This is a genomic window from Bifidobacterium sp. (assembly GCF_050874245.1).
Classification (GTDB): Bacteria; Actinomycetota; Actinomycetes; order Actinomycetales; family Bifidobacteriaceae; genus Bifidobacterium.
This window is the reverse complement of record NZ_JBNMKH010000030.1, coordinates 1-23,728: the sequence shown is the minus strand read 5'-3', so window position 1 is coordinate 23,728 and position 23,728 is coordinate 1. Positions and strand designations below refer to the sequence as shown.

Below are 23,728 nucleotides of genomic sequence, written 5' to 3'. Positions count from 1 at the left end.
GTTCCATTCCGAGCATTTCTCGCTGAGAAAAAGCAGCTGCGCCGACGATCAGAACATCATCGGCGCAGCATTGCGTTTCGTGCAGTCCTATGTGGACGGCATCTGCGGGGCCGCGTGACCTTACATCACCGCGACCCCGATCGGGTCACTTCTTGACGATCTGGCAGAACTCGATGGTCTCGCCATTGGGACCGTACACGTTGAAGTAACGAATGCCATGTTCCCAGAAGCTGTCGATGTGCTGGATCTCAGTGTCCTTGAACTTCAATCCGAGCTCCTTGGCGTTCTCGAAAGCGGCTTCGATGTCAGGGGTGTCGAACGCCCAGTGGTTGATGGCACCGGTGGTCATCGGGGCCGGCTCGCCCTCCCAGGTCTCGATGGTCAGATGGCCGTAGCGCAGGAAGGCGCAACGGTTCTCACCGTTATGGAAGATGCCCGCCACTTCGAAGCCGAGCTTCTTGGTGTAGAACTCGATGGTCTCGTCCAGGTCCTTGGCGATCATGCCGGAATGCTGGAAATCGGTGGTGAATGCGGTCATGGGCTTGCTCATGATGGTTCTCCTTTGCATGTGGTTGGGTTTAGCTGAGATTTAGCTTAGCGAATATATTGTGTACAGGACTTGGCGAGACACCGCGGGACTTGTCGGTCTGTGGTATTTTATTGCGCCGTTTCGGCCGACCCTACGGCAGACGGTGTGTCCGCTCCCGTCTGACGCGCGGCATCGGCCAGCTGCACGTCCTTCTTGGCTGACTTGATGCGGTGACCATGTTCGTCGAATCCAGGCTGCTTCGGGCGGATGAACAGTGTGAGCACGAACGCCAGAACATACAGCGCGGCGTAGGTCCAGCACACACCGCCATAGCCGATGACCGGCAGCAGAATCGTGGCGATGCCGGGGCCGGCGAACGTGGTCAGGCCGGCGGCGAGGTTGTACGCCGACAACGCGGCGCCCTGCTTACCTTCGCCTGCGTACAGCGTCATGATGGTCGGTAGCGACGAGAAGGCGCAGGTGCCGATGCCCACGATGATGGAGGCGACGATCATCATCAGTGCGTTGGCGCCGAACCACTGCGGGATGTAGTAGAACGCCACCGAACCGACGGCGAGCACCGCGCAGCCGAACCAGCGCATCGGCCATACCCATCCGAAGCGGTCCATGAACCAGCCCCAGAAGGTGTTGAAGATCAGGGTGACGACGAACACGAAGCCCCAGATGCGCATCCATTCCTCGGTCTTGAAGATGTTGATGCCGCCATTATGTGTGGTGCACAGGTACAACGGCATGATGACGGGGAAGCCATACAGCAGCAGGTTGTTGATGATGCGGATGATGGCGCAGATGAGGATCTTGCGATTGGTGAACAGGATGGTGGCGCCTTCGGTCAGCTCCTTGAGCTGTTCCTTGCGGCTGAGCCCCTCACCCTTGACGACTTTGTTCTTCGGCACGAAGAAGAAGCACATGAGCGTGCCGATGATGGAGAAGGGCAATGCGAACCAGAACGTCTTGTATTCGCCGAACACGGGCATGATGAAGCTTGGCAGATACGCGCCGAACACGCCGATGCCCAGCGAGAAGCAGGTCCAGAAGAATCCGGTGGCCGAGGCGAGCCTGGACGGGGAGATGTACTGCGCCATCAACACCACGAAACTATAGATGAACAGCGGGTATCCGATGCCACGGATGGCATACAGTCCCAGGATCAACGGATAGATATGGCTCGGAATGGCCACGCCGAGGAACAGCAGATGCACGCCGATCCACCAGCATGCGCCGAACATCATGACCTTGCGCGCGCCGAACATCTCGGCAAGCACGCCGGCGGACCAACCACCGAACGCCGCGAACAGGCCGTATACGGTGACCAGCAGCGAGGCCTGGGAGGAGGTGAATCCCTGATCCACCATGAATTTCGACAGGAACGTCAGTTCGAAACCATCGCCGGTCATGAAGATCGCGACGGCGAGGAAGCCGAGCATCAGCGTACGCGGAACGCCGAGCCGTTCAAGAAGCTTAATCATGCGAGCATCCTTACCCGTTATCTTTCTCGACTATGAGAAAACATACGAAACCAATATAGGTTCTCAATGGACGGGTGCCGTGGCCGCTTTGCCATGACACCCGATTCGAATTGAATGATGGCCGCCGCAGAGAGGTAACGCGCGGCGGCCACGATTTCATCGGAACAATCGCGGAACCGTCCGCGACGTCACTTGCCGACCTTGACGACGGCCTTAGAAACGCCGGTGATCTTGCCGTCGAGGAAGTCCTGGACCTCTTCGAGCTTGAGCTCGTGGCTGATGAGTCCGCCGATGTTCATCTTGCCGGAGGAGACCAGCGAGATGGCGTCGCGGAAGGTCAGCGGGTTGATGAAGGAGCCTTGGATGGTGAGCTGCTTCTTGTAGATGTCGTAGGTGTTCATCTCGAAGTGGGCTTCCTGCGGGCCGACGCCGAACATCAGCACCTGCGCGCCCTTCTTGGCCGCGGCGACGGCCTGGGCCTGGGTGGCGGGCAGGCCGACCGCCTCGACGATGACGTCGTAGGCGTCCGTCGGGACTGGCTCCTTCGTGGTGTTGTAGGTCTCAGTCACGCCGAACTGCTCCTTGTTGCGCTGCAGCTTCTCGTCGAAGATGCCGGCCAGGTCCACCTGGTGCACGCCGTAGGCCTGCAGCAGCTGGGCGAAGATCTGCCCCATGAAGCCGTCGCCGATCACCAGGGCCTTCTGGTAGGGACGCAGCTTCAGCAGGTCGAGGCCATGCACGGCGCAGGACACCGGTTCGATGGCGGCGGCGTCACGCAGGGAGACGTTGTCCGGCAGCTTGTAGACGACGGTGGCCGGAGCGGTGAACTGCTCGGCCAGACCACCATCACGGGTGACGCCGACGGCACTCAGATGGTCGCACAGCTCCGGACGCTGGGTCAGGCAGTACTCGCACTGGCCGCAGTAGATGTTCGGATCGACGGCCACGCGGTCGCCGACCTTGACGTTGGTGACCTCGGAGCCGATGGCGGCGACGACGCCGGAGTTCTCATGGCCGAGCACGATCGGCGGAACGGCCGGTGCGGAACCCGGACGTCCGGCGTACAGATCATGGTCAGTGCCGCATACGCCGGCGTATGCGGTGTTGATCAGCACCTCGTTCGGCTGGATCTCGGGAGTGTCCAGTTCCTGAATCTCGAACTGCTTGATGCCAGTCAAAACCAAAGCCTTCATGATAATTCCTTCCTCGCTGAAAGATATTTTGTTTCCCGCAGTCCCTGCGTGATGAATCACACTATACGCTTTTTTAAATAGTTTTGCAAATTGCTTTTCTTAAAGTATCTTATAAAGCGTGTCGCGTTTGTTTCCAAGGATTTCGTAGACATGCACCGGCAACGGAAACCCGAAATCGCCAATCAAAACGAGGAAACGACGCCCTGCCCATATGTCACGCCGCGCCGCTCCCCCGCACGTCGAACGATTGACTGCTTCCGGCACCTACAATGTAGATATGAAGAATCCTCCCCTGCATCGTTACGCCACACGTCCCGGACTGTATTTCACCGACGATGGCGGAGCGGACGCCGTCGTCCGTTCCGAAAGCGCCACACAAGCATGGTTCTGCGTGCTTGAACCCCTTGACCAGCCCAGCGTCTTCTACGCCGACGCCGTCCGTCTGTTCGATGAGCCGGACGCCACCTTCATCGACCAAGCGAAGGAACTCAGCATCTGCACGAGACGAATACCGTCGCTCAACCTCCGGGAGACGCTGTTCCGCATGGATGGCCCGAACTACGGCCTATGGTACGTGCATGTGCCCAAAGCCTGGGACGGCATGCAATACGGATACCGCATCAACGGCCCATGGGATCCGAACCATGGCGTGAGCTTCAATCCCTACAAACTGCTGCTCGACCCCTACGCCAAGGGCATCGAAGGTCGGATGGAGCTCGACCCGGGCGCGTTCGCCTACGCCTGCGAGATCAAAAACGGCAAGGTGTCGGGGTCTCCGTTCGGCCCTATGAGCACCGTCGATTCCCTCGGCCACATGCCCGTCTCCGTGGCCATCGACGACCGCGCGACCGACAAGCATGTAGGCGAGCCGTCCCATCCGCACGTGGCATGGAGCAAGACCATCATCTACGAACTGCACGTGAAAGGCTTCACGGCGAATGCCCCTTGGCTTCCCGAGGAACTCCGCGGCACCTACGCGGGTCTCGCCCATCCAGCGACACTCTCCTATCTGCAGGACCTTGGCGTCACATCCATCGAACTACTTCCCATCCAAGCCAAGCAGCCCGAACTGTTCCTGCAGGAACGCAATCGCACGAACTACTGGGGATACTCCACCCTCGGCTATTTCGCCCCCGAACCCTCATACGCCACCAAGCAGGCACAGGAAGCCGGTGCCGCGGCCGTACGGCAGGAAGTCATCGACATGGTTCGCGCGATGCACGAAGCCGGTTTCGAGGTGATCATGGACGTGGTCTACAACCACACCTGCGAATCCGGCCCCGAAGGCCCCACGATCTGTTGGAGAGGCCTCGACAACCTCGCCTACTACCGGCGTACCAAAGACGAGATCAGCCGTCTCTACGACACCACGGGTTGCGGCAATTCGCTGGATTTCACCAATACGCACGTCACCACGTTCGCCGTGGATTCGCTGCGATACTGGGCCAAACGAATCGGCATCGACGGATTCCGCTTCGACCTTGCGACGACGCTGGCACGACTCGACGGTGAATTCACCAGATACCACCCGTTCCTGTACGCGCTGCGTTCCGACATGCTGCTCGGCAACCTCAAAATGATCATGGAGCCTTGGGACTGCGGACCGGGCGGCTGGCGCACCGGCCAATTCGGCATTCCCTTCGCGGAATGGAACGACCGTTTCCGTGACTGCACCCGTAAATTCTGGCTGACGGACGTGGAACGCGCCCGCGGCGGCGAGCCCGGAGAGTCGACCATGCAGTCGCTGGCCACGCGTCTGTGCGGCTCGGCTGACCTGTTCGCCACGGATCCCGGACGCGGATCGACGGCTTCCGTGAATTTCGTGGCCTGCCACGACGGTTTCACCACCGCCGATCTGACCCGTTACAGTCACAAGCACAACGAAGCCAACGGCGAGAACAACCGGGACGGCAGCAACGACAATCATTCCGTCAACTTCGGGCACGAAGGCCCATGCGACGATCCAATCATCACGCAGCAACGCGAACGTGCCACCATGAACCTGCTGGGCACGCTGCTGCTTTCCTTGGGCACCCCGATGCTGCTCGCCGGCGATGAATTCGGCAATTCCCAGGACGGCAACAACAACGCCTACACGCAGGACAACGAGACCACATGGCTTGACTGGGATTGGCTATACAGCACCGAGCAGACGACGGAGCTCAGACTGTTCAACCTCACGTCGAGACTGATCGCCCTGCGGAAATCACGCGACCTGTACAACCATGAGGATTTCTTCACCCGCCTGAGTCGAATCGGCCTGTTGAAGAAGTCCGACAGGGTGCACTGGTTCATGCCGAACGGCAAGGCCCCGCACGATGCCGATTGGACCAATCCGTCCGTCCGATCGTTCGCCATGCAGCTGCTCTCCCCCGACGAGCCAAGCCTGCTGATTCTGGTCAACGGCTCCGACGAGAACGTCCGTTTCCATCTGCCGAGCGACATCGAATGGCAGATGCTCTGGTCCTCGGCGGAAATCGCCGGCGTATACCCCGGACAGGGCACACGAATCGAGAAACTGGCCGAATTTGACGAAGAATCAGACGACAAGCCGGCCGGACGGTTCCGCAATCATCTGCAACTGCTCAACACGATGTACTGGCGTCTGAAGGATGAGGATACCGACAATCTGAAATCCGTGGATGACGGACTGTCCGAGGACGATCCCACACTCTGGACGCTGCCGGCTTTGAGCATCAGCGTGCTAAAGCAGATGTCTAACTGAGACCTACCGACCGATATGTCCGACCGATATGTCCGGCCGGTAGGCCCGGCCGACGAGGCAAAACGGACAAAAACGAGGAAACCCCTCGGAGACCAAATGGTTTCCGAGGGGTTTCGTAAAGCTTGATAAGCTTTAGCGCTTCGAGAACTGCGGAGCGCGGCGTGCCTTGTGCAGACCAGCCTTCTTGCGTTCCACGACGCGGGCGTCGCGGGTCAGGAAGCCAGCCTTCTTCAGGGTGGCGCGGTTCGCATCGCGATCGATGGCGTTCAGAGCGCGGGCAACGCCCAGGCGGATTGCGCCAGCCTGGCCGGTGGTGCCGCCACCGTCAACGAGGACGATAGCGTCGAACTTGCCTTCGAGCTTGAGCAGCACGATCGGGGAGTTGACCTCACGCTGCAGCAGCTTGGCCGGGAAGTACTCTTCCAGGGTGCGGCCGTTGATGGTCCACTTGCCGGTGCCCGGAACCAGGCGAACACGAGCGACGGCTTCCTTACGACGACCGGTGCCGTAGCCCGGAGCGATGGTGGAAGTACCGGTGCCAGCGCCAGCGTTGGTCTCGGTGGTGTACGAGGTGAGCTCCTCTTCGGTCTCGAGAACCGCGGAGTTGTTGGTGTTTTCAGCCATGTTTCTTATCTCCCTTCGGTTCACTTAGCCTGCTGCGAGACCTGAGCGATCTCGAAAACCTGCGGCTTCATGCCAGCGTACGGATGCTCGGCACCGCGAACGATGTGGAGACGATCCAGCTGAACCTTGGCCAGACGGTTCTTCGGCAGCATGCCCTTGATGGCAGACTTGATGATGCGCTCGGGGTTGGTCTTGAGCAGCTGAGCGTAGCTATCGCGACGCAGGCCACCCGGACGACCGGAGTGCATGTACAGTTCCTTGCCCAACTTGTTGCCGGTCAGAGCGATCTTGTCGGCATTGAGAATGATCACGTGGTTGCCGGAATCGGCGTGCGGAGCGTAGGTCGGCTTGTTCTTGCCACGCAGCAGGATCGCTGCCTGGGAAGCGAGACGGCCGAGCACCACGTCGGTGGCGTCGATGACGTACCAGTCGTGAGTCAGATCAGCTGGCTTCGGAGTGAAAGTTTTCACGATGTACCTTTTCTATATATTGTGTTCCGGACCATCCATCAGCATCATGCACGTTGGTTAGGCGCGGAATAATGCCGTTTTCAGGCCTCATTATCCGTGGGCTCCCTGAAAGTCCTCGATGGCGAGTGGGAAAAGCGCTTTGAAGGACCCCGTAGGGAAACACAACAATCTACTAGTGTATCGTCCGCCTTGACATTCGGCAACACGAAAAACAAGGGTGTCCACGGACAACTTGCCCGCGGACACCCTGTCACACTGTCACACGTTTTCGAAACGATCAGCCACGCATGATGGCGGTGATCTCCTGCAGACGCGGCTCGTCGAAGAGCTTTTCGAGCGGCACCACGTTGCCTTCACCGTCGGCCAGCGGGATGCGCCAGTTCGGGTATTCGTTGTTGGTGCCCGGCTGGTTCTGTGTGCGCTTCTCACCGACCGCATCCACGATGGAAGCCGCCATGAGCTTGCACGGGGAACCTTTCAGACCGCGGTACAGAGCATCGATGATCTCATTCTCGTTGGCTGCCTCATTCTCCAACGCTGCCTTGTCGAGATAGCCTTCCTCGACCAACATGCGCAGCATGGCGTTATGCTCGGCCGTCGCGGACTTCTGGAATTCCTCCGCCGGTCCGGACAGTAGTCCGAGTTCCTCGCGCAGTTTGACATGGCCGTACTCGAGATAACCGGCCGCCGGCGGCATGTCATGCGTGTTGACGGAAGCCAACGCGTACGGACGCCAATCCTTCGGCGCACGGAACACGCCGTCGTTCTGCTCGAACCATTCCACGGCGCAACCGAGAATGCCATGCTCGGACAGCGACTTGGACACGTAGGCCGGCACCACGCCGAGATCCTCGCCCACCACGACGCCACCGGCACGGGACGCTTCCAGAGCCAGAATGCCCAGCATGATATCGGAATCGTAATGCACGTACGTGCCGTCGGTGGCAGGCTTGCCTTCCGGAATCCACCACAGGCGGAACAGACCGAGGATATGGTCGATGCGCACCGCGCCGGCGTTGGCGAACATGCCGTGCACCATGTCGCGGTAGACCTGGAAACCGGTCTGCTCCAAGGCGATCGGGTTCAGCGGCGGCTGGCTCCAGTCCTGTCCCTGCTGGTTGAACATGTCAGGCGGAGCACCAACCGTGGCACCCTTGGCGAACCGTTCCGGATTCCACCACACATCGGAGCCCGCGGGATGCACGCCGACGGCCATATCCGCGACGATGCCGATCTTCATGCCGGCCCTGCGGGCGGCTTGCTGTGCCGCGTGGAGCTGCTCGGTGGCGACCCATTCCAGCCAACGGTAGAACTCCAAGGTGTCCGGGTACTTCTCACGCAGATGCGCGACTTCCTCGGAATCGCGATTGTATTTACGGACCCAATTGTCGGCGTCGTCGGCGGGTGCTCCCCACTTGTCGTAGCACAGGCACCACGTCGCGTAGGATTCGATCTCGTCGCCGCAATCGGCGAGATAGCGATCGAAATCCGCCTGACGCGTCTTGGTGCGTCCGGCCTTGTAGATGATCCACAGCGCATGCTTCTTGACACGCCACATGGCATCTCTGTCGATGAGGTTCGCATCGTCGTTCAACGATTCAACCTGCTCGTGCAGCGCGTCGACCTCGGCCCTGTCCCCATGGGAGAGCGTGAGGTATTCCGGCATGGATTCCGGACGGATGTAGCTGAAATTGACGAAGCGGCGGGAAATCGGCAGGTATGGCGACGGCGTCAACGGAGGCACTGGCTCCGCGGCGTGCATCGGATTGATGAGCATGAAATCGGCGCCGGTCTTCTTCTTGGACTCGACCAGCATGGTCTTGAGGTCCTCGAAATCGCCCACACCCCAGGAGCCCTTGGAACGGATGGAGTACAGCTGGCTCATCCAGCCCCACAGGGAGCCCTGCTTCATATCGTCGAGCAGTTCGATTTTCTCCGGAGCGCTGATAACGGTTGCAGTCTCCTTGCGATCGCCGACAGCGACAGTAAGGGTGTGGTATCCCTCAGGCAGGTCGGCCGGCAGCACCAGATACGACGTGCAGAAGAAATCGCCATCGACGTCATTAGCCGTCTTTTCGCCGCCCTCATGGGCGATGGCGCCGGCAAACTGCTCGCCGTTCTCCAGCGTGATGGTGGCTTCCGGCACGTCGAACACGCCGCCGTGAACCTCCACTTTGCTTTCCTTGCCGACGATATGCAGCACCGTCGGGGCCACGACGCGCGTCTCGCGCTCGGACTTGATGGATGTGATGGACTGTTTGATCGCCTCGTCGCTGGAAGCGTCAATACCAAGCGCCTTGAGCACCGCCACTAGAACATCGTCTTCGATTTCGTGGTAATCATGGCTCATACCGACATAGCTGGTGGCGACACCCACCAGCTTTGCCAGACGAATGAGCGGACGGGCGAGACGCGTTGCGTTTTCGGTCTGTTCTGTCATGCCTCCCAGTGTAGGCATAAACCGAACGCACCACGCGCGAAAATCTCATAAAAATGACAACGTATGCAACTATTTTTCCGCAAGGTGGCGCGCGGCCGCCTTCCGCACATCGTCAGCATCGTCCTGCGCCAGCTGTTGGAGCGTCCGATCGGAAACGTTCGGGTTCAGCGCGACGGCCCTACGCACCATGGTGGCGAGCACCACTGGGGCGTCCGGCTCGATCTGCGTTCCCAACGCTCCGAGGAAGTCCAGTGTGTCAGCATCCATGCTTGGATCCTCGGCACCTTCAAGACGCATCTTCCACGACGTGCGCTTGTTGCGCAGCGCGGTCGCACGGACTTCGGGCGACTCATCCTTGGTCAGTCGGCCCACCAGCCAGTTCTTGTCATCGGCGTTTCCCGCAACGGCTTTGCGTACTTCAGGAGACTCGTCGGTGGAAAGCTTGACCAGAATGTTCGGGAACGGCATGGTCTCGGCGAGGAACACGCGATCCTCCAGCGGCGTGTGGACGTTTCCCGCGACCGCCTCCAACAGTGCGGTGGCCCGGGAGAATGCCGCCTGATCGGAGCGGTCCGGCAACGGACGCCTTGCGAACTCGCTCAAAGCGGCGGAATCATCGGAATGCCGCAACCGTTCATAAGTGGCGGTCAACGGCTCGAAATCCGCGGTTTCGTCGGTTTTCTGATTGTCGCCGTTCGGGTTGTTCCCAGCCTCGCTCATAGTGTCACCTCACGCTTTCATCATCTTTGGCTCATAGCCTGACCGGCCGGTTGGATGTGCCCACGGGCTGCGGCGAGACCGTGGCGTTGAACATCTCCGTGACCCGCGCCTCGAAGACATCCGCGCGCTCCATCGGCACCACCACGGACAATACGACGCGGTCGGTGTACTGCGCGTCAGCCTGCTCACCTTCCACCGAAGCCAGCAGGTTCTGGAAACCGCCGAGCTGCGGATAGTCGAGCGCAACCCGATATTCACGGCATGGCACGATTCTTGCTTTGGACGCGGCTTTGACGGCAATCGAAGCGCCCGTCGAATAGGCACGAATCAATCCGCCCGACCCAAGCAGGATACCGCCGAAATACCGTGTGACCGCAACCACGCAATCGGTCATCTCATTGGCACGCAGTACATCGAGGATCGGCTTGCCCGCGGTGCCCGACGGCTCGCCGTCATCGCTCATACGCTCCGCAAGACGGCCGTCGGAGCCGCCGCACACCGCCGCATAGGCGACATGGCGGGCCTTTGGATGCAAGTCGCGAATCGTCTGGACGAACGCAAGGGCGTCATCCAGCGATTCGATATGGCAGGCGTCACCGATGAATTCCGACTTCTTTTCGATGAAGGCGTCGTGCGCCGGCCGATCGGCGGAATCAAGTATGGTCTGCATGCCATCCAACCTATCCAACCGCGCCGACCAGCCGCATTCGCTTCGGCGCGTGATTTCAAATCAGACGACGACGTTGAAATCCTCGCCCTTGAAGAAAGCTGCGATGGACTGCACGACCTGCCTGGTCAAACCGATGTACGCGCCATCGGTACGCCATGCGATATGCGGGGTGAGCACGATGCCGGGAATCTTGCACAGCGGATCGTCGGCGGTCAGCGGCTCATGTTCGAACACGTCAAGCGCCGCCGGAATGTCTCCGCGCTGAAGCCTTGTCAGCAGGGCACCCGGTTCGATCACTTCGGCTCGCGCGGTGTTGACGAACAAGGTTCCCGGGCGCAGCGCCTCGAGATTTTCCGCGGTGATGATGCCACGGGTGGAATCAAGCAGCGGCATGTGCACGGAGACCACGTCGGAACCAGCGATCAGCTCATTCATGTCGTCCACCGGGTTGACGCCCAGATCCGAGAACACCTGCGCCGGCACATGGGAGTTCCATGCGGACACCTTCATGCCGAAGGCCTTGGCGATGCCGGCCACGGTCTGTCCGATGCCACCAAGTCCGATGATGCCGAGCTTCTTGCCGAACAGCTCGAAGCCGTCAGCGCCGTCCCAATCCCCTTGCTTGACCTGCGCGTCGAGCGCGCCGGCATGCCTGGTCAGCTCCATAAGCAGCGCCATCGTGTGCTCTGCGACGGCATGGTCGCCATAATGCAGCACATTGCAGACGCGGATGCCGCGTTCCTTCGACTTGTCCAGGTTGATGTAACTGGCCACGCCGGTGCCGCCGAACGCGTAGCATTTGACGTTCGGAAGGCGGTCGAGGATGGCGTCGGTGCAGTGGAATCCGATGACCATGACGGCGTCCGCGTCCTCGCACCGCTCCACGATGGTGTCCTCGTCGAGTGTGAAATCCTCGTACATGCGCACGCGGGCCACGTTCTCAAGCATCGCGAAGTTCTTCTTGAACGGTTCGATCATCGAAGCGATGACCACCGGCATGACCACCAACGGCAAATCCGTCCGTTCGGGTTGGGTCTCGAAGATTCCATCCATGTCTTTCACCTCACACAGCGCGCGGAACCGCGCATATCATTGCAGCTTCTACATGGCACATTGTGCCACGAAACGTTACTTCCCGGACGAATCCGTCTGCTCCGCGGTGATATTCCACTCGCGGACCACCTGCTGGTCGGCGCCCATGGAGTAGATCACGTTCCAGATGCGCTGCCGTTGGTTGGCATCCTCGGTCTCGTTCCAACAGGCTCCATCCGGATGGTCGCTGGATATCGGGCACCACTGGTACCGTCCTTGGCGCATGTTCGCGGTCGGCACCCAGTCGATGCGGCTGACTCTCCACGAACCGGCCACGCCCTTCTTGCCGGCGAACTGGACGCGGGCCGTCACACCTTGGTTGTTGACCAGGGTCTCCGGCGTATTGGCCGACTCGGTCACCGCATTGCCCAAACCGTAGATGATCCATGTGCCGTTATAGTTCTCAATGGGCTGGGCGCAATGGCATCCGGCGCCGTAAATCACGTCGAACGCGCCCGTATCGGCCAATTCATGGGCTTCGGACTGCTGCCACGAGTCGGCGTAGTCAAGATATTCCTGCACGGAATGCATGGCGATGGCCACCACGTCGGCGCCTTGTTTACGGGCCTCTTTGGCTTTGGCCACGGCTTTGTCGATGTCGGCCTGATGGTTCGGATCGCCGCTCTCGCGCAGACGGTCGACGCGCCAGTCATAATCGGGGGTTTGCGCGTTCAGGGACACGGTACCGGCGATCAGGCCCAGTTTGCCGCCACCGGTCGGGGAATCGATGACCAGCGGTTTGGTAGAGTCTTCCTCGGTCTTGTAGGAGCCCGTCTGTGCGATGCCGTCCTGGTCGAGGGTATCCCACAGGCGTGTGATGCCATCCGCGCCTTGATCCCACGAATGGTTCGACGCATGCGTGCATGCGCGATACCCCACCTTGGCGGCCGCGTCGGCGACCTCCGAGGGAATGTTGAACACCGGATACCCGGTGTAGGGGCCACCGCGAGGCGCGATCGGCGTTTCGAATTCGCACACCGCGATATCGGAGGCATCGATGTACTTGCGCATCGGTTCGAACAGACTGGTGAAGTCATAGGCCGTACCGTCCGTCGCCGCGGTATTGGGACCGGCAAAGTTGTCCCACAGACCAGGGTGGAACAGCAGATCGCCATTGACCATCATGGCGATGCAATCGGTATCCGGACAGTCCGGCGAATTACCGTGATGTTCCTTCGGCTCGGCCTTTTTTCACCACATGCTTTTTCTGCTTGGCCACGTCCATCTGCGTTGCGGCCCCCTGCCCGGCTTGGGACTGTGATGAATGCAAGCACCGCGTCAGGAACCACCCACCTACCGCCAGCAATACAACAAGCACGACGGCTGCGACGATGGCCAGCCTGCGACGTCCTGCAACCAGCACTTCCGGGTTGCGGGCATGCACCGCCTTGTCCCTGTATCTCATGGCACTCCCCCTGTTTCTTCTCATGCTCCATATCACTCTCAATGTTCAAGATTACCTGATGGCCCCGTACGCCATACGCCAAGACGCACGCTTCCTTTACCGTATTTGAGCCGTACCGCGTCTAATGCCGCTTCCGCACCGCGTAGCCGTTCCGATTGGGTCGACGGTTCGGTATCCGTTCCACGACCCCGCTGCGCCTCGTTCTGCTCTTCAAGCATGTCATCAAGCGAAAGCTGAACCGCCGCATCCGCCGCTTCGACCAAACCGCCCGCGCTCATGCCGGCAAGTCGCACCGGTCTGGTCAAGGAAATGGCGTCGATAGAGCTTTCCGGCATGCCCATCATGGCCAGCAATAATGCGACACATTGCGGATACAGCATGCTTGCCGCATCCGTCGGACAGTCCAGCGTATGTCCTTTCGTCGCATAGCTCAAATCCGGGAATCGCAGCTTCACCATGACCTTACGCGCCATCAACCCTCGTCTGCGCAGCGTGCCGGCCACATCATCGCAACACCAGCGGAGCATGGATGTCACCTGCCGCATGTCTTGGGTGTCCTTGTCGAACGTGCGTTCCGCGCCGACGGATTTCTCCTGCGCACGCGGTGCGACAGGGCGGTCATCCAATCCGCGTGCCGCCATGTACAACCCGCGCGCGCTGATGGCTGACCCCGTCGCCTGCTCAAGCGATTCCATGCTCATCTTCGCCAAGTCAGCCACGGAATCAACGCCCCATGCGTTCAGTCGTTTCTCCAAGGACGGACCGATGCCAGGTATGCCACGCAACGGCATCATCTGCACGAATTCGGCATGTCTGGCCACGGGGATCATGAGCATGCCATCCGGTTTGGCATTGGTCGAAGCCATTTTGGCGACAAGCTTGTTCGCCGCGATGCCGACGGAACAGGTGATGTGGTACCGTCTGGCGACCTGATCGCGTATCCAAGCTCCGATGGCGCGGGGACTCTTCCACCGCAGCAGCGCGCCGGAGACGTCCATATAGCATTCATCCACGGAAACCTGTTCGATGCGATTGGTGACGCGGGAGAACACCTCTGTGAAGATACGTCGGGACATCTCACGGTAGTAGTGGATGTCCACCGGCAGAAAGACGCCGTTCGGGCATAGTTTTCTTGCCCGGGAGCTTGCCATCGCCGAATTGATGCCGTATTTGCGTGCCTCATAGTTCGCCGCGGACACCACGGAACGGTTGCCGATGCCGATGATTACCGGTTTGTCGGCGTATTCCGGATGCCGCGCCACTTCGAGGGATGCGAAAAAAGCGTCCATGTCGATATGCAGCACCGTGCATCCGACCTCATCGTGACCCCAGTCACGTTTGGCCGCTGCGATTCTTGGTGCCGTGCTCATGATTCCATGATAGACAACGATTCGGCAGTTTTGGAACAAATGTTCGAATATGGCGAAACCTGCGGGCATACCGGCGTGTCGCATATCGATGAGACCGCTCGACACGGCTTGCGCGTTCGAGTCCCACTGACATCACCACACGTTTTTCTCTCATTTTTTCACAATATGGTGTTTCGCACGCGGATAGATGCTATAGTTACATGCTGTTGCGTCGTAACGCAACAGTGGAGTCATGCCTGAGTGGCCGATAGGGGCACCCTGCTAAGGTGTTAGTCGTGTTTAGCGGCTCGAGGGTTCGAATCCCTCTGACTCCGCCTTGAGGGTTTTCGGAGAAATCCGGAAGCCCTTTTTTTCATGCCAAAACGGCGGAATACCAACGATTTCAAGACATACGGCGCAAACAGAGAATGTACGAAAATGTACGCCAATGCCAACATTTCCGGTACCCAGCAAGGTACCCGAGTTGGGTACCCAACAAGACAGCCGACGACTGCACTGCAAATAGGCCATCGTGTCGGCAATGGTCATGAGCGGGGGGTTCAGTCTTCCTCATAATCACCCCCGTTCACGCTCACCGCAACGTCCAACAATTGAGACGCCACATCCGACGGAATCCACGCAGACACGCCCCTATACGGCGAAACGTCCGGCCTAGAACACTTCAAACAGCTCCTAGCCTGCACAACGCCGAACAGGGTCTTTAATGGCCCGAGCCTCCGCGAGACGCCACCGACGAACCAGACGACAGAAACGGTGAAAAGTCGGATAATCAGTCTCGAAATCCTCCTGCACGCGCAACGGCAAATCATTATGCGGCAGGGACGATCCGCAAAGACCGTCCCTGTTTACATATCAGTATTTATACATCAACGGCATGCCGTCACAGGCCAAATGCTTTTCGATCCGTTTCGGTAAGCCAATCCGTCCGCATGCCCGGTTCTTGGCACAAATGCATGGCGGGGCATTCCTCACCGATGCAAGGATCCCATACAGGAAGCGGCGTTCCGTCACGGTCCGTTCCGTTGGGATCGCCATTGGCGGCGAAATTGGTCCAGTACAGCCCCATTCGCCTTGCCAGATCGTAATGCCATCCAACGAACGGACGCCAGCATTTCGCAAGGCTTCCAAAGGAGAACCACAGATCGGACGAGTGAAAGGCTCCGGCATCATCCCCCGGCATAGCGACATCGAAATGATAGTAGTATGGCGCGGTCCCACCGCTTGCGGTCCATTTGCGGATCAACGTGAGATTGCCGAGCTGGCCGACATGCACAGGCTTCCCATCTTCAGTCGAAGCGATGAACTCATTGGTCGTGTTGCCGACCAGCATGTCGACGTTGTTGGCCTTGCAGCTCTCGACGATACGCTCCTCCTGATCGGGAAGGAACAGGCCGTCCACGCATGGCACCCAATTGACGATCATCGACCAGTCATCTTCACGTCCGCTGTCCGGTGGAACAGGCAGGGACTCGGCGGCTTCCAATACCGTTCGGGCCGGGATTGCACGGGCCTGCTCCAGCGTGGAGACACCCAATGCTTCGAACAGACGGATTCCGTTGGCCTGCGCATGCTCCAGCGTGTCCTGCCGCGCATTGAAATACCCTAAGCCTGCGCCGGATTGCATGATGGCTTTCTGAAACAGGCCATGATTCATCGGCGAGCAGATCTGGGCCAAGACGCTGGCGGCACCGGCCGATTGGCCGAAAACCGTGATGTTTTCCGGATCTCCGCCGAACTTCGCGATGTTTTCCTTCACCCATTGGATTCCGGCACGCTGATCCAGGAATCCGAAATTCGCATATGGTTCGCCGTCGCCGCGTTCTACGGCCTCCTCATGCAGCAAAGGGTGCGTCATAAACCCAAATGCATTCAGACGATAGGCCACACTGACCACAACGACGCCGTTCGCGGCGAGATGCGTGCCGTCGAATTCCTTTTCAAATGTGCCGCCGCATTGATAGGCTCCGCCGTAGATCCAGACCATGACCGGCAGCTTTTCGGAGGCTACCATGCTATCCGCGCCATATCCGCGTAATGCCGGAGTCCAAATATTCAGGTAGAGGCAATCCTCGCTCATCGGCGCGGCCGGATCGGTGCCCCATTCACGATCATAGAAATCATCGGAGGCGCCCGGCGTCGGCTGCATCGCGGTAGGCCCGAAATCGAAGGCTTGCAGCACACCATCCCATGGCAGGGCCGGCTGCGGCGCACGCCAGCGCAGACCGCCGACGGGAGGCTGGGCGAACGGGACCCCTCGGAACACGGTGATGCCCTGATCTTCAGCCGCCAAGCCTTCGACAGTTCCTTGCGCCACTATGACCTGTCGCTTCATTGCTCTCTTTCCTTCGTACCCGGCGTCGAATACGCAAAGTCGTAAAAATCGGCGATTCCACCAGTCTCTTTTGTCGAATACAGGAACAATCCGATACGGCAACCTGTGAAATGATCCATTTTGAAGACCATCCGGTGCGCTGTTCCCAATGGACACCATTCGGATTCCGGCGTATCCGCATCGCGGTAGAAGAACGTCACTTCATCCTTGCAATCGGTGAAATCATATACCGCGCGCAGGCGCATGCAATCCGCATCCGCCATGATTTCCGCATCCGTTACGGCTGGACTGTCCCAATCATCGTCGGAGAAGATGGAATCGTCATTCACCGGCTTGTATTGGACGGTCAGCATCGTGCGGCCGTTCCTTCGCGTAAGCGCGATGTAGGAATAGCATCCTTGGAACGCCGCCAATCCGGCGAAGTCGCCATCATGCAATGTCGACGCGTCGACGGTGACTTCGGCCACCGTCACCGGCCCCATCGTGCGCTGCGTCAGCGTGTTCCATGCATGATTGAGATTCGAGCTGATGCGTCCGGAATGCAGGCGGAATGCTCCCGGACGTTCCGTCAGTGACCAGTATTCGTCATGTGGGATGTGATTGAACTGCCAGTATGGCTGCAGACAGTTGGCATCGACTCCGCCTTCGGCGTTATGCCGGGCTATGAATTCGCTTCCGTTGATGGGCGCGACAGGTTCGGCACAGCTTGCAGCCGGCACGCTGACCGACTGCGGCACTTTGCCGTTCTCGCCGACAACGGGGAATCCGTCCTCGCCGAACCGCATCGGCATCAGTATCGGCACGCGTCCCACACCGCCGCGGTCCTGCATCATGAATGCATACCAGTCGCCGTCCGGAGTGTCCACCATACCGCCTTGCGCGACTCCGTAACCGTGGAAGGACAGGTCGTCTTCAATAATTTCACGCACTTCGAAAGCGCCATCCAAGGATTCGGCCATCAAGCAGGCTTCTGTTTTGCCCTTGCCTTGCGGGAAGTGACAGGTGAAGACGTAATAGCGTCCATCATGCTTGTACAGGTGACTGCCCTCATAACCAAGGTCAGCCTGCGGATCGTCCTGCACGATGACCCGGTCGAGCCCACCCGGCATCGGCCCGCTTAATTCAGGATTCAACTCCGTGATGCGCAATGTCGACTGCCCATATACGACATAGGCTCGATCATCGTCGTCAAAGAACAGTCCGCTGTCGTGATAGAAGCCGTCAAGCTCACGCTTTCGCCATGGGCCGCATGGATCGTCCGCCGTCAGCAGATAGCTGGCATGCGTATCGTTGGCGGCGAACAACACATACCAGGTGCCCCGATGGTAACGCAGTGACGGCGCCCACATGCCTCGACCGTAGGCGTTGGCACCTTCACATTCCAAACGTTCTTCAGGGGTATCCGCCACGATATTCAATGCGTGCGCAATGAATTCCCAATGCACTAGGTCATAGCTGCGCAGAATATCGCACCCAGGTGTGAAATGCATAGTCGTAGTGGCCATGTAATACACGTCTCCGACCCGGATGATGTCTGGATCAGGAAAATCCGTGTAGACCATAGGATTAGTTGAGGTAATCATCATTCATACCGATACTTTCCGCTCAACGCCAGCATGGCGAAAGCATAGAGGAAATTGTCATAATAACGACGCGTGCCGGTTCGCATCGGCGTATTCCACAGCATGCGCACCCATTCACGGGCATTATGCTCCGCGTCGGGCTGGGCCGAATGCACCGCCGCAAGTGAGCCTTGCGCGGTCGCGGCCAGGAATCCGACCGGATGAAGCACGACCTCGTCCACGGCGGTGCCGTCGATGGCGTAGACGCTAGTACGGTCGTGGGTCAGGAAGAATCGCTGCAGCGCGGCGACGCGGTCGCACAGCACTTCCTGCGGACCGTTCCAGGCTGCATCCAGTCCGATATTCGCCGCGGTACGGTAGGCGTCGGAATAGAAATGCCAATGATTGGACTCGTCGACATGCGGCTTTCCGTCATAATCCGCGTATTCAGCGTTCATGCCGGTCCGCTCGTCGCAGGCCGCCTGCAGATAGCGACGGCTTGCGGCGGCTGCCTCATGCCAAAATGGACGGTCTTCTTCGTCGGCTTCTTCGGCGAATACTTCATAGAAGTGCGGCAGATGGTAGGACGGATCGCTCCACTCGGTTTCAGGAATGAACTTGATGAGCTTGTTGTCGGGATTCCACATGGGCTCGCCGTCGTAGCGTTCGCCCTTATGAACGCAATATCTCAAGATCTCGCGTCCCCATGCGGAATATTCGTAGATATCCTCGCCATCACCCCAGCGACGGGAGGCGAGGAACAGGTCCATCGCGAAATATTCCTCGCCGTCAGGTGCAGGACCATTCGAGTTCGGCGTACCTTCCGGCGCGACCGACCATGCGAAATAATGCGCATGATGACCGTCCTTCATGTACATGTGACGCATTACCCAGCCCCACAGCTTGTCGAATACGTCCTTACGGTCGTATTGCAGGGCGATCATCATCGCATAGCTCATACCCTCGGTACGTACATCGTTGTTGCCGGTGTCCATCACATAGGCAAGACCTTCGTCGTTCTCCCAATAGAATTTGTTCGGACCTTCGAAAATTTCATGCCAGACCTGTGACACGCGCTTATCGATGGCGTCCTGGGCATATCCGCACTGTGCGAACATGGACTCGCCCAATGTCTTGCTGGTATCGGTTGCATTTGTCATATCAGTTGTTCCATTCCCAGATTCGGATGCGATTCTCTCCGGAGACAAGACCATTCAACGCCCCGGCCTTGCGTTCCGTTGCCGTCAAGGCTTGTCCCAGCAAGTCGGTGTCCAGCACATAGTCACTGCCATCGGGCTGTTCATAGCGTTCCTCCACGATGCGAGGCACGCCGAGCATATCGCTGGTGACGACCTGCATCCTGGTATCGGCGACGGCCTGTGGCACAGTGCACTGCAGGTACAGTCCATCGGGTTCTTCGACCAATGTCACCGGCATGGGCTCATCACACGCAACGCTCGTGGAGGCGGTGCCGCCGAAGAACGGGGCGTCCTCCTGCATGCGCTCCGAATCGTCGGCCGCACCTTCCTGCTTGTTCAGCCCCTGTGCGCCGGACAGATAGATGTTGCCGCCCGCGTATAGAGACTGCAGAGGATTGCGCTCGCCACCACCCTGCGAAGGATCTGCCCACATGGCCCGCTGGCGTTCCAAGTATTCATGCATCGACATCGGGCAATCGCCGTAGGCGGACAAACCATATTCACCGACAGTCGGTTTCACCGGTTGCGGCGCGAACATGTTGTTCAGCCAACGCTCATCGCCGCCGGATACCACAGCGCACCCGGCCACCTCGGTGGTGTGCGGATAGTGATACGGCGTGGAACGGTCGGGGACGGTATGCGGTTCAATGCCGCCGCAAATCAGATTGTTGACGAAGGCACCACCTTGCGACCAGTTCTGGAACATCACCGGCGAGGCGAAAACGTTATTGTCCACCAGATACGGCCCATGACTCACTTCAATCATGAGGTCACGGACGTTATCGTGGAACACATTGCGCGTGATGCGTGTGCCCTGCGTCTGCCAATCCATCCACATGCCCAGCGAGCAGTCGTGGATGTTGTTGTTGGCAATGACCGTATCCAATGCGGCATGGAATTTGATGCCAGCGACCTCCCATCCGAAGAATTCACGCTTCAACGCAATGTGATGGACATGGTTATGCTCGATACGGCAGAATGCGCTGCCCATATGTCCGACGATGGCATTCTGTCCGCACTCGTAGATGTCGTTGTTGCGTACGATATGACCGCCGATCAGCCCCTTTTCCCAGCCGATGCGACGGGCCTTGAACACGGCCTCCAACTGGTACTGGTAACCGGTCTTGCGCTCGGTTTTCGCCCACTCGTTGTCGCCGGATGAGATTTCCTTGCCCAATGACACCGCGGAGAATTTGGCGTCATGCAGCACGTTGTCTTCGATGATCCAGCCATACGACCAGTTCGGGCCGATCATGCCCCACTGCTGCGAGGTAGGCGGCGCCCAATCTCCAGTGGCCTGCGCCATTTCAAAGCCACGCACGGTGATGTAGTTGACATGGTTGCGGGAAGGGAAGAAGCATGTGCGACGAACACTGACCTCCACCAGTTCCTCATTCGGATCGGCACCTTGGAAATTCGCCCAGATCGTTGTGGTGCCGGCATTCTCGTCCACTTCGGCATGCCATACATAACGTGTACGGTCCGCATCCGGCACAGGGCAGGGAATCTTCAACGCGAAATCCTCATCCGTATCACGCGGCTGCGGATCGTATACGCCTTCCAACGTCGTCGATTCGAAGAAGGAAACACCGTTGAGATACACATCGCCAAGATGTTTGTCCGGGTCCTTGCCGAACTTGGGCATTTCCAGCCAGTCACCGAAAATCGGGGTCGCGAATGGATTGAAATCCCCGAACATCGTATTATCAAGCACCACCGTCCATACATGCGGATGATCGGCCAATTCCGTCCAGCCCTGCACGCATTCCGAGCCTTTGATAACCGGCCGTGCTTCGCCTTCGGCTCCGCAGTAGGTGATGCGCTCATGTTCACTCAGACCGCCGCGTTTCGGATCGACTTGTTCGCGGTATGCGCCTTCATGCACGATTACCGTATCGCCCGGAGAGGCCATCTGCGCGGCCTTGGAAATCGTGGCGAACGGATGCTCCGCGTCGCCGCACGCAGCATCGTTGCCGGTTGGTTTGACATGGTATTCAAACTTCATTGCTGCATCTCCTTATCCAATATCGGATGTGGGAATACAAAGTCTTTCTCCTTTGGCGACATGCACGAACACACATCTTCATGTTTCGTAAATGCTTTAGCATTTCAGTCAAAGCATTGCTTGATTATATGACTTGACTTTCAAGAAAGTCAAATCGCTTAACTAAATACTTAAATTTTTTGTTACGAAAGTTCTATATGCAAATATTTACGAAACTTTCGAATAGATTTAAGTATTCCAAAAGCAGGAAATTACAGGCTTCCGCCCAAACACGATTAACTGCGAAAACTATTTACGCTGTCCCCGGCAATAGCGTTATCATCGATGCTTCATTGGCCGACAAACTGACACTGTACTGGGGAGAGCTCTCTCACTGCGCCACTCCTGGATCAGCGACATCAACAGCTGCACATAGCCATAAGACGCATGGGCGTTGGACTCCCTCTGACTCCGCCATAATGAAGGACCTCCGAGTGAATCGGAGGTCCTTTTTGTTTTCAACGCTTTCGTTCGTCAAAAGGCCATCGTCAGCAAACCGTCAACGTGCCAATCGTTCCGCGGCGGAGGCGATCGCCGCATCACTGGCCGTAGCCGAGAATCGCAGGTATTCCGGCGCTCCGTAGAACTCGCCGGGGCTGGCGACGATGCCGATTTCGGCAAGCTGGCGCAGATCCTCCCAGCAGTCGCCGGACTTGGCTTTCACCCACACGTACAACGCGCCTTGCGGCATGTCGGTGCAGTATCCGTATGCGCGCAGAGCACTCACCAGCATGCCCAGACGCTCCTGGTAACGGGAATGCTGGGTCTTGACCGCGTCGAAGTCACGCAGCCCGGCGGCCATCGCAGCCTGCACCGGTCCGGGAATGATCTGCCCGATCTGTTTGCGGTATGCCGCCATCGGCCCGATCAGCAATCGATCGCCAGCGATAAGCGCTGTACGATACCCGGCCATGTTACTTTGCTTGCTCAGCGAATACAGCACCAATACGCCTTCGGCGGACCCGCCACACACATCGGCGCGCAAGGCGCACGGCGTGGAGGCAAGCGTATCCGCATCCGCTTCCGCAACGTCGTCTTCCCATTGCATCAACGCATAGCATTCATCGGACAGCACCACGGCACCAATCGCGCGCGCGGCACGCACAATACCGGCCATCTGTTCCGCGGACAGCACCTCACCGGTCGGATTGCACGGCGAATTGACCCAAACGGCCTTGACGCCCGGCACATCCTTCCAGGAATCCGCATCCGCCACGTCGTCGACCTTCAGCGTTTGCGCGCCGGCCAACTGCGTGCCGATCTCGTACGTCGGATACGACACCTTCGGCTGCACGACGACATCGCCCTCGCCGAAATGCAGCAGCGACGCCATCAACGCGACGCCTTCCTTGGAACCGACCGTCGGCACCGCATCGGCGCCGATCGCACGCAAATCGACATTGCGGGCGGCCGCGAACCACTCGTGAATGGCGTCACGCAAATCGGCGGTACCTGCCGTAACGGGATATCCGTACGCGTTCGGGTCGTTCGACGAGACCGCGAGCGCCTTACGCACCGAATCGGGAACGGGGTCGACGGGAGAACCGACGGACAGGTCGACCATGCCACCGAACGCGGCTTTCGCCGTACGTTTGTACGACGCGATGCGGGACCAGTCGTACGGCGATGAAAACTCATGAAAACCCATCCGTAAGGCTCCTTTTCAAGCGGAAATCACAACCATGTTCCAGCATACGGCAATCGACGTGCCGGCACATGCAACCGTTCCATACAAAAACCGGTTTGCCGCTGACGTGTGCAAACGTCTGCGGCAAACCGGTTAAAATCGACCGCGAATATTCCGCTTACGCGCAATATGGAAGGCGGACGCATCAGCAAGACATGCTCACTGGTTCTGCGGCG

17 protein-coding genes, 1 tRNA gene and 2 pseudogenes are annotated in these 23,728 nt (G+C 58.8%); 3 read left to right on the top strand and 17 right to left on the bottom strand.

From position 1 onward, the window contains the following. Positions 1-118 (top strand): annotated as a pseudogene (locus ACR0P8_RS04860) (NagC family transcriptional regulator); the annotation flags it as partial. A 27-nt stretch (positions 119-145) separates the two neighbouring features. Here ACR0P8_RS04860 and ACR0P8_RS04855 read toward each other — a convergent pair. From ACR0P8_RS04855 to ACR0P8_RS04845, 3 genes are all read right to left on the bottom strand, one after another. Further along, the gene (locus ACR0P8_RS04855; protein WP_432624056.1) at positions 146-550 is read right to left on the bottom strand and encodes a VOC family protein; all 405 of its coding nucleotides are present in this window, start codon (positions 548-550) and stop codon (positions 146-148) included. 107 nt (positions 551-657) lie between these two features. After that, positions 658-2,019 (bottom strand): MFS transporter, encoded by a 1,362-nt coding sequence (locus tag ACR0P8_RS04850; RefSeq protein ID WP_432624055.1) that lies wholly within the window; start codon positions 2,017-2,019, stop codon positions 658-660. Between the two features lie 188 nt (positions 2,020-2,207). Beyond that, positions 2,208-3,212, bottom strand: coding sequence for a zinc-dependent alcohol dehydrogenase family protein (locus ACR0P8_RS04845; protein ID WP_432624054.1), 1,005 nt, complete (start codon positions 3,210-3,212; stop codon positions 2,208-2,210). 277 nt (positions 3,213-3,489) lie between these two features. Here ACR0P8_RS04845 and glgX point away from each other — a divergent pair, with 277 nt between their 5' ends. Further along, entirely contained in the window at positions 3,490-5,937 is a 2,448-nt protein-coding gene (glgX, locus tag ACR0P8_RS04840; RefSeq protein WP_432624053.1) for a glycogen debranching protein GlgX, read from the top strand. Between the two features lie 132 nt (positions 5,938-6,069). On the opposite strand, the gene rpsI is transcribed toward glgX, so the two are convergent. The 8 genes and pseudogenes from rpsI to dinB form a co-directional block, all read right to left on the bottom strand. Next, on the bottom strand, positions 6,070-6,561 hold the full coding sequence (gene rpsI, locus ACR0P8_RS04835) for a 30S ribosomal protein S9 (RefSeq protein WP_026646515.1): 492 nt from the start codon (positions 6,559-6,561) through the stop codon (positions 6,070-6,072). 20 nt (positions 6,562-6,581) lie between these two features. After that, positions 6,582-7,031 (bottom strand): 50S ribosomal protein L13, encoded by a 450-nt coding sequence (rplM, locus tag ACR0P8_RS04830; RefSeq protein ID WP_204441774.1) that lies wholly within the window; start codon positions 7,029-7,031, stop codon positions 6,582-6,584. Positions 7,032-7,308: 277 nt separating this feature from the next. Then, a complete protein-coding gene (gene malQ / locus ACR0P8_RS04825; RefSeq protein ID WP_432624052.1) occupies positions 7,309-9,471 on the bottom strand; it encodes a 4-alpha-glucanotransferase in 2,163 nt (720 codons plus the stop codon). Between the two features lie 69 nt (positions 9,472-9,540). Then, the gene (locus ACR0P8_RS04820) at positions 9,541-10,191 is read right to left on the bottom strand and encodes an AbrB family transcriptional regulator (RefSeq protein WP_432624051.1); all 651 of its coding nucleotides are present in this window, start codon (positions 10,189-10,191) and stop codon (positions 9,541-9,543) included. 31 nt (positions 10,192-10,222) lie between these two features. Continuing rightward, the gene (locus ACR0P8_RS04815) at positions 10,223-10,861 is read right to left on the bottom strand and encodes an IMPACT family protein (RefSeq protein ID WP_432624050.1); all 639 of its coding nucleotides are present in this window, start codon (positions 10,859-10,861) and stop codon (positions 10,223-10,225) included. 60 nt (positions 10,862-10,921) lie between these two features. Continuing rightward, positions 10,922-11,914, bottom strand: coding sequence for a D-2-hydroxyacid dehydrogenase family protein (locus ACR0P8_RS04810; RefSeq protein WP_432624049.1), 993 nt, complete (start codon positions 11,912-11,914; stop codon positions 10,922-10,924). Positions 11,915-11,989: 75 nt separating this feature from the next. Next, positions 11,990-13,358: pseudogene (locus ACR0P8_RS04805) on the bottom strand (CapA family protein). Between the two features lie 38 nt (positions 13,359-13,396). Beyond that, positions 13,397-14,728 (bottom strand): DNA polymerase IV, encoded by a 1,332-nt coding sequence (gene dinB, locus ACR0P8_RS04800; protein ID WP_432624048.1) that lies wholly within the window; start codon positions 14,726-14,728, stop codon positions 13,397-13,399. Between the two features lie 226 nt (positions 14,729-14,954). Here dinB and ACR0P8_RS04795 point away from each other — a divergent pair. Next, a tRNA-Ser gene (locus tag ACR0P8_RS04795) sits at positions 14,955-15,042 on the top strand. A 566-nt stretch (positions 15,043-15,608) separates the two neighbouring features. Here the strand turns inward: ACR0P8_RS04795 and ACR0P8_RS04790 are convergent. The 6 genes from ACR0P8_RS04790 to ACR0P8_RS04765 form a co-directional block, all read right to left on the bottom strand. Then, the gene (locus tag ACR0P8_RS04790; protein ID WP_432624047.1) at positions 15,609-17,060 is read right to left on the bottom strand and encodes a carboxylesterase/lipase family protein; all 1,452 of its coding nucleotides are present in this window, start codon (positions 17,058-17,060) and stop codon (positions 15,609-15,611) included. Further along, on the bottom strand, positions 17,057-18,646 hold the full coding sequence (locus ACR0P8_RS04785; protein WP_432624046.1) for a glycoside hydrolase family 43 protein: 1,590 nt from the start codon (positions 18,644-18,646) through the stop codon (positions 17,057-17,059). Before ACR0P8_RS04785 ends, ACR0P8_RS04790 begins: the two co-directional genes overlap by 4 nt. After that, the gene (locus ACR0P8_RS04780; protein WP_432624045.1) at positions 18,643-19,782 is read right to left on the bottom strand and encodes a glycosyl hydrolase family 8; all 1,140 of its coding nucleotides are present in this window, start codon (positions 19,780-19,782) and stop codon (positions 18,643-18,645) included. The genes ACR0P8_RS04785 and ACR0P8_RS04780 overlap by 4 nt, the downstream gene beginning before the upstream one ends. 1 nt (position 19,783) lies before the next feature. Then, positions 19,784-21,826 (bottom strand): right-handed parallel beta-helix repeat-containing protein, encoded by a 2,043-nt coding sequence (locus tag ACR0P8_RS04775; RefSeq protein ID WP_432624044.1) that lies wholly within the window; start codon positions 21,824-21,826, stop codon positions 19,784-19,786. Between the two features lie 538 nt (positions 21,827-22,364). Continuing rightward, positions 22,365-23,513: a succinyldiaminopimelate transaminase gene (gene dapC, locus ACR0P8_RS04770; RefSeq protein WP_432624043.1), complete on the bottom strand. Its 1,149-nt coding sequence runs from the start codon at positions 23,511-23,513 to the stop codon at positions 22,365-22,367. Positions 23,514-23,539: 26 nt separating this feature from the next. Further along, positions 23,540-23,728, bottom strand: a 189-nt coding sequence (locus ACR0P8_RS04765) for a hypothetical protein (protein WP_432624042.1), incomplete at its 5' end; no start/stop codon positions are given.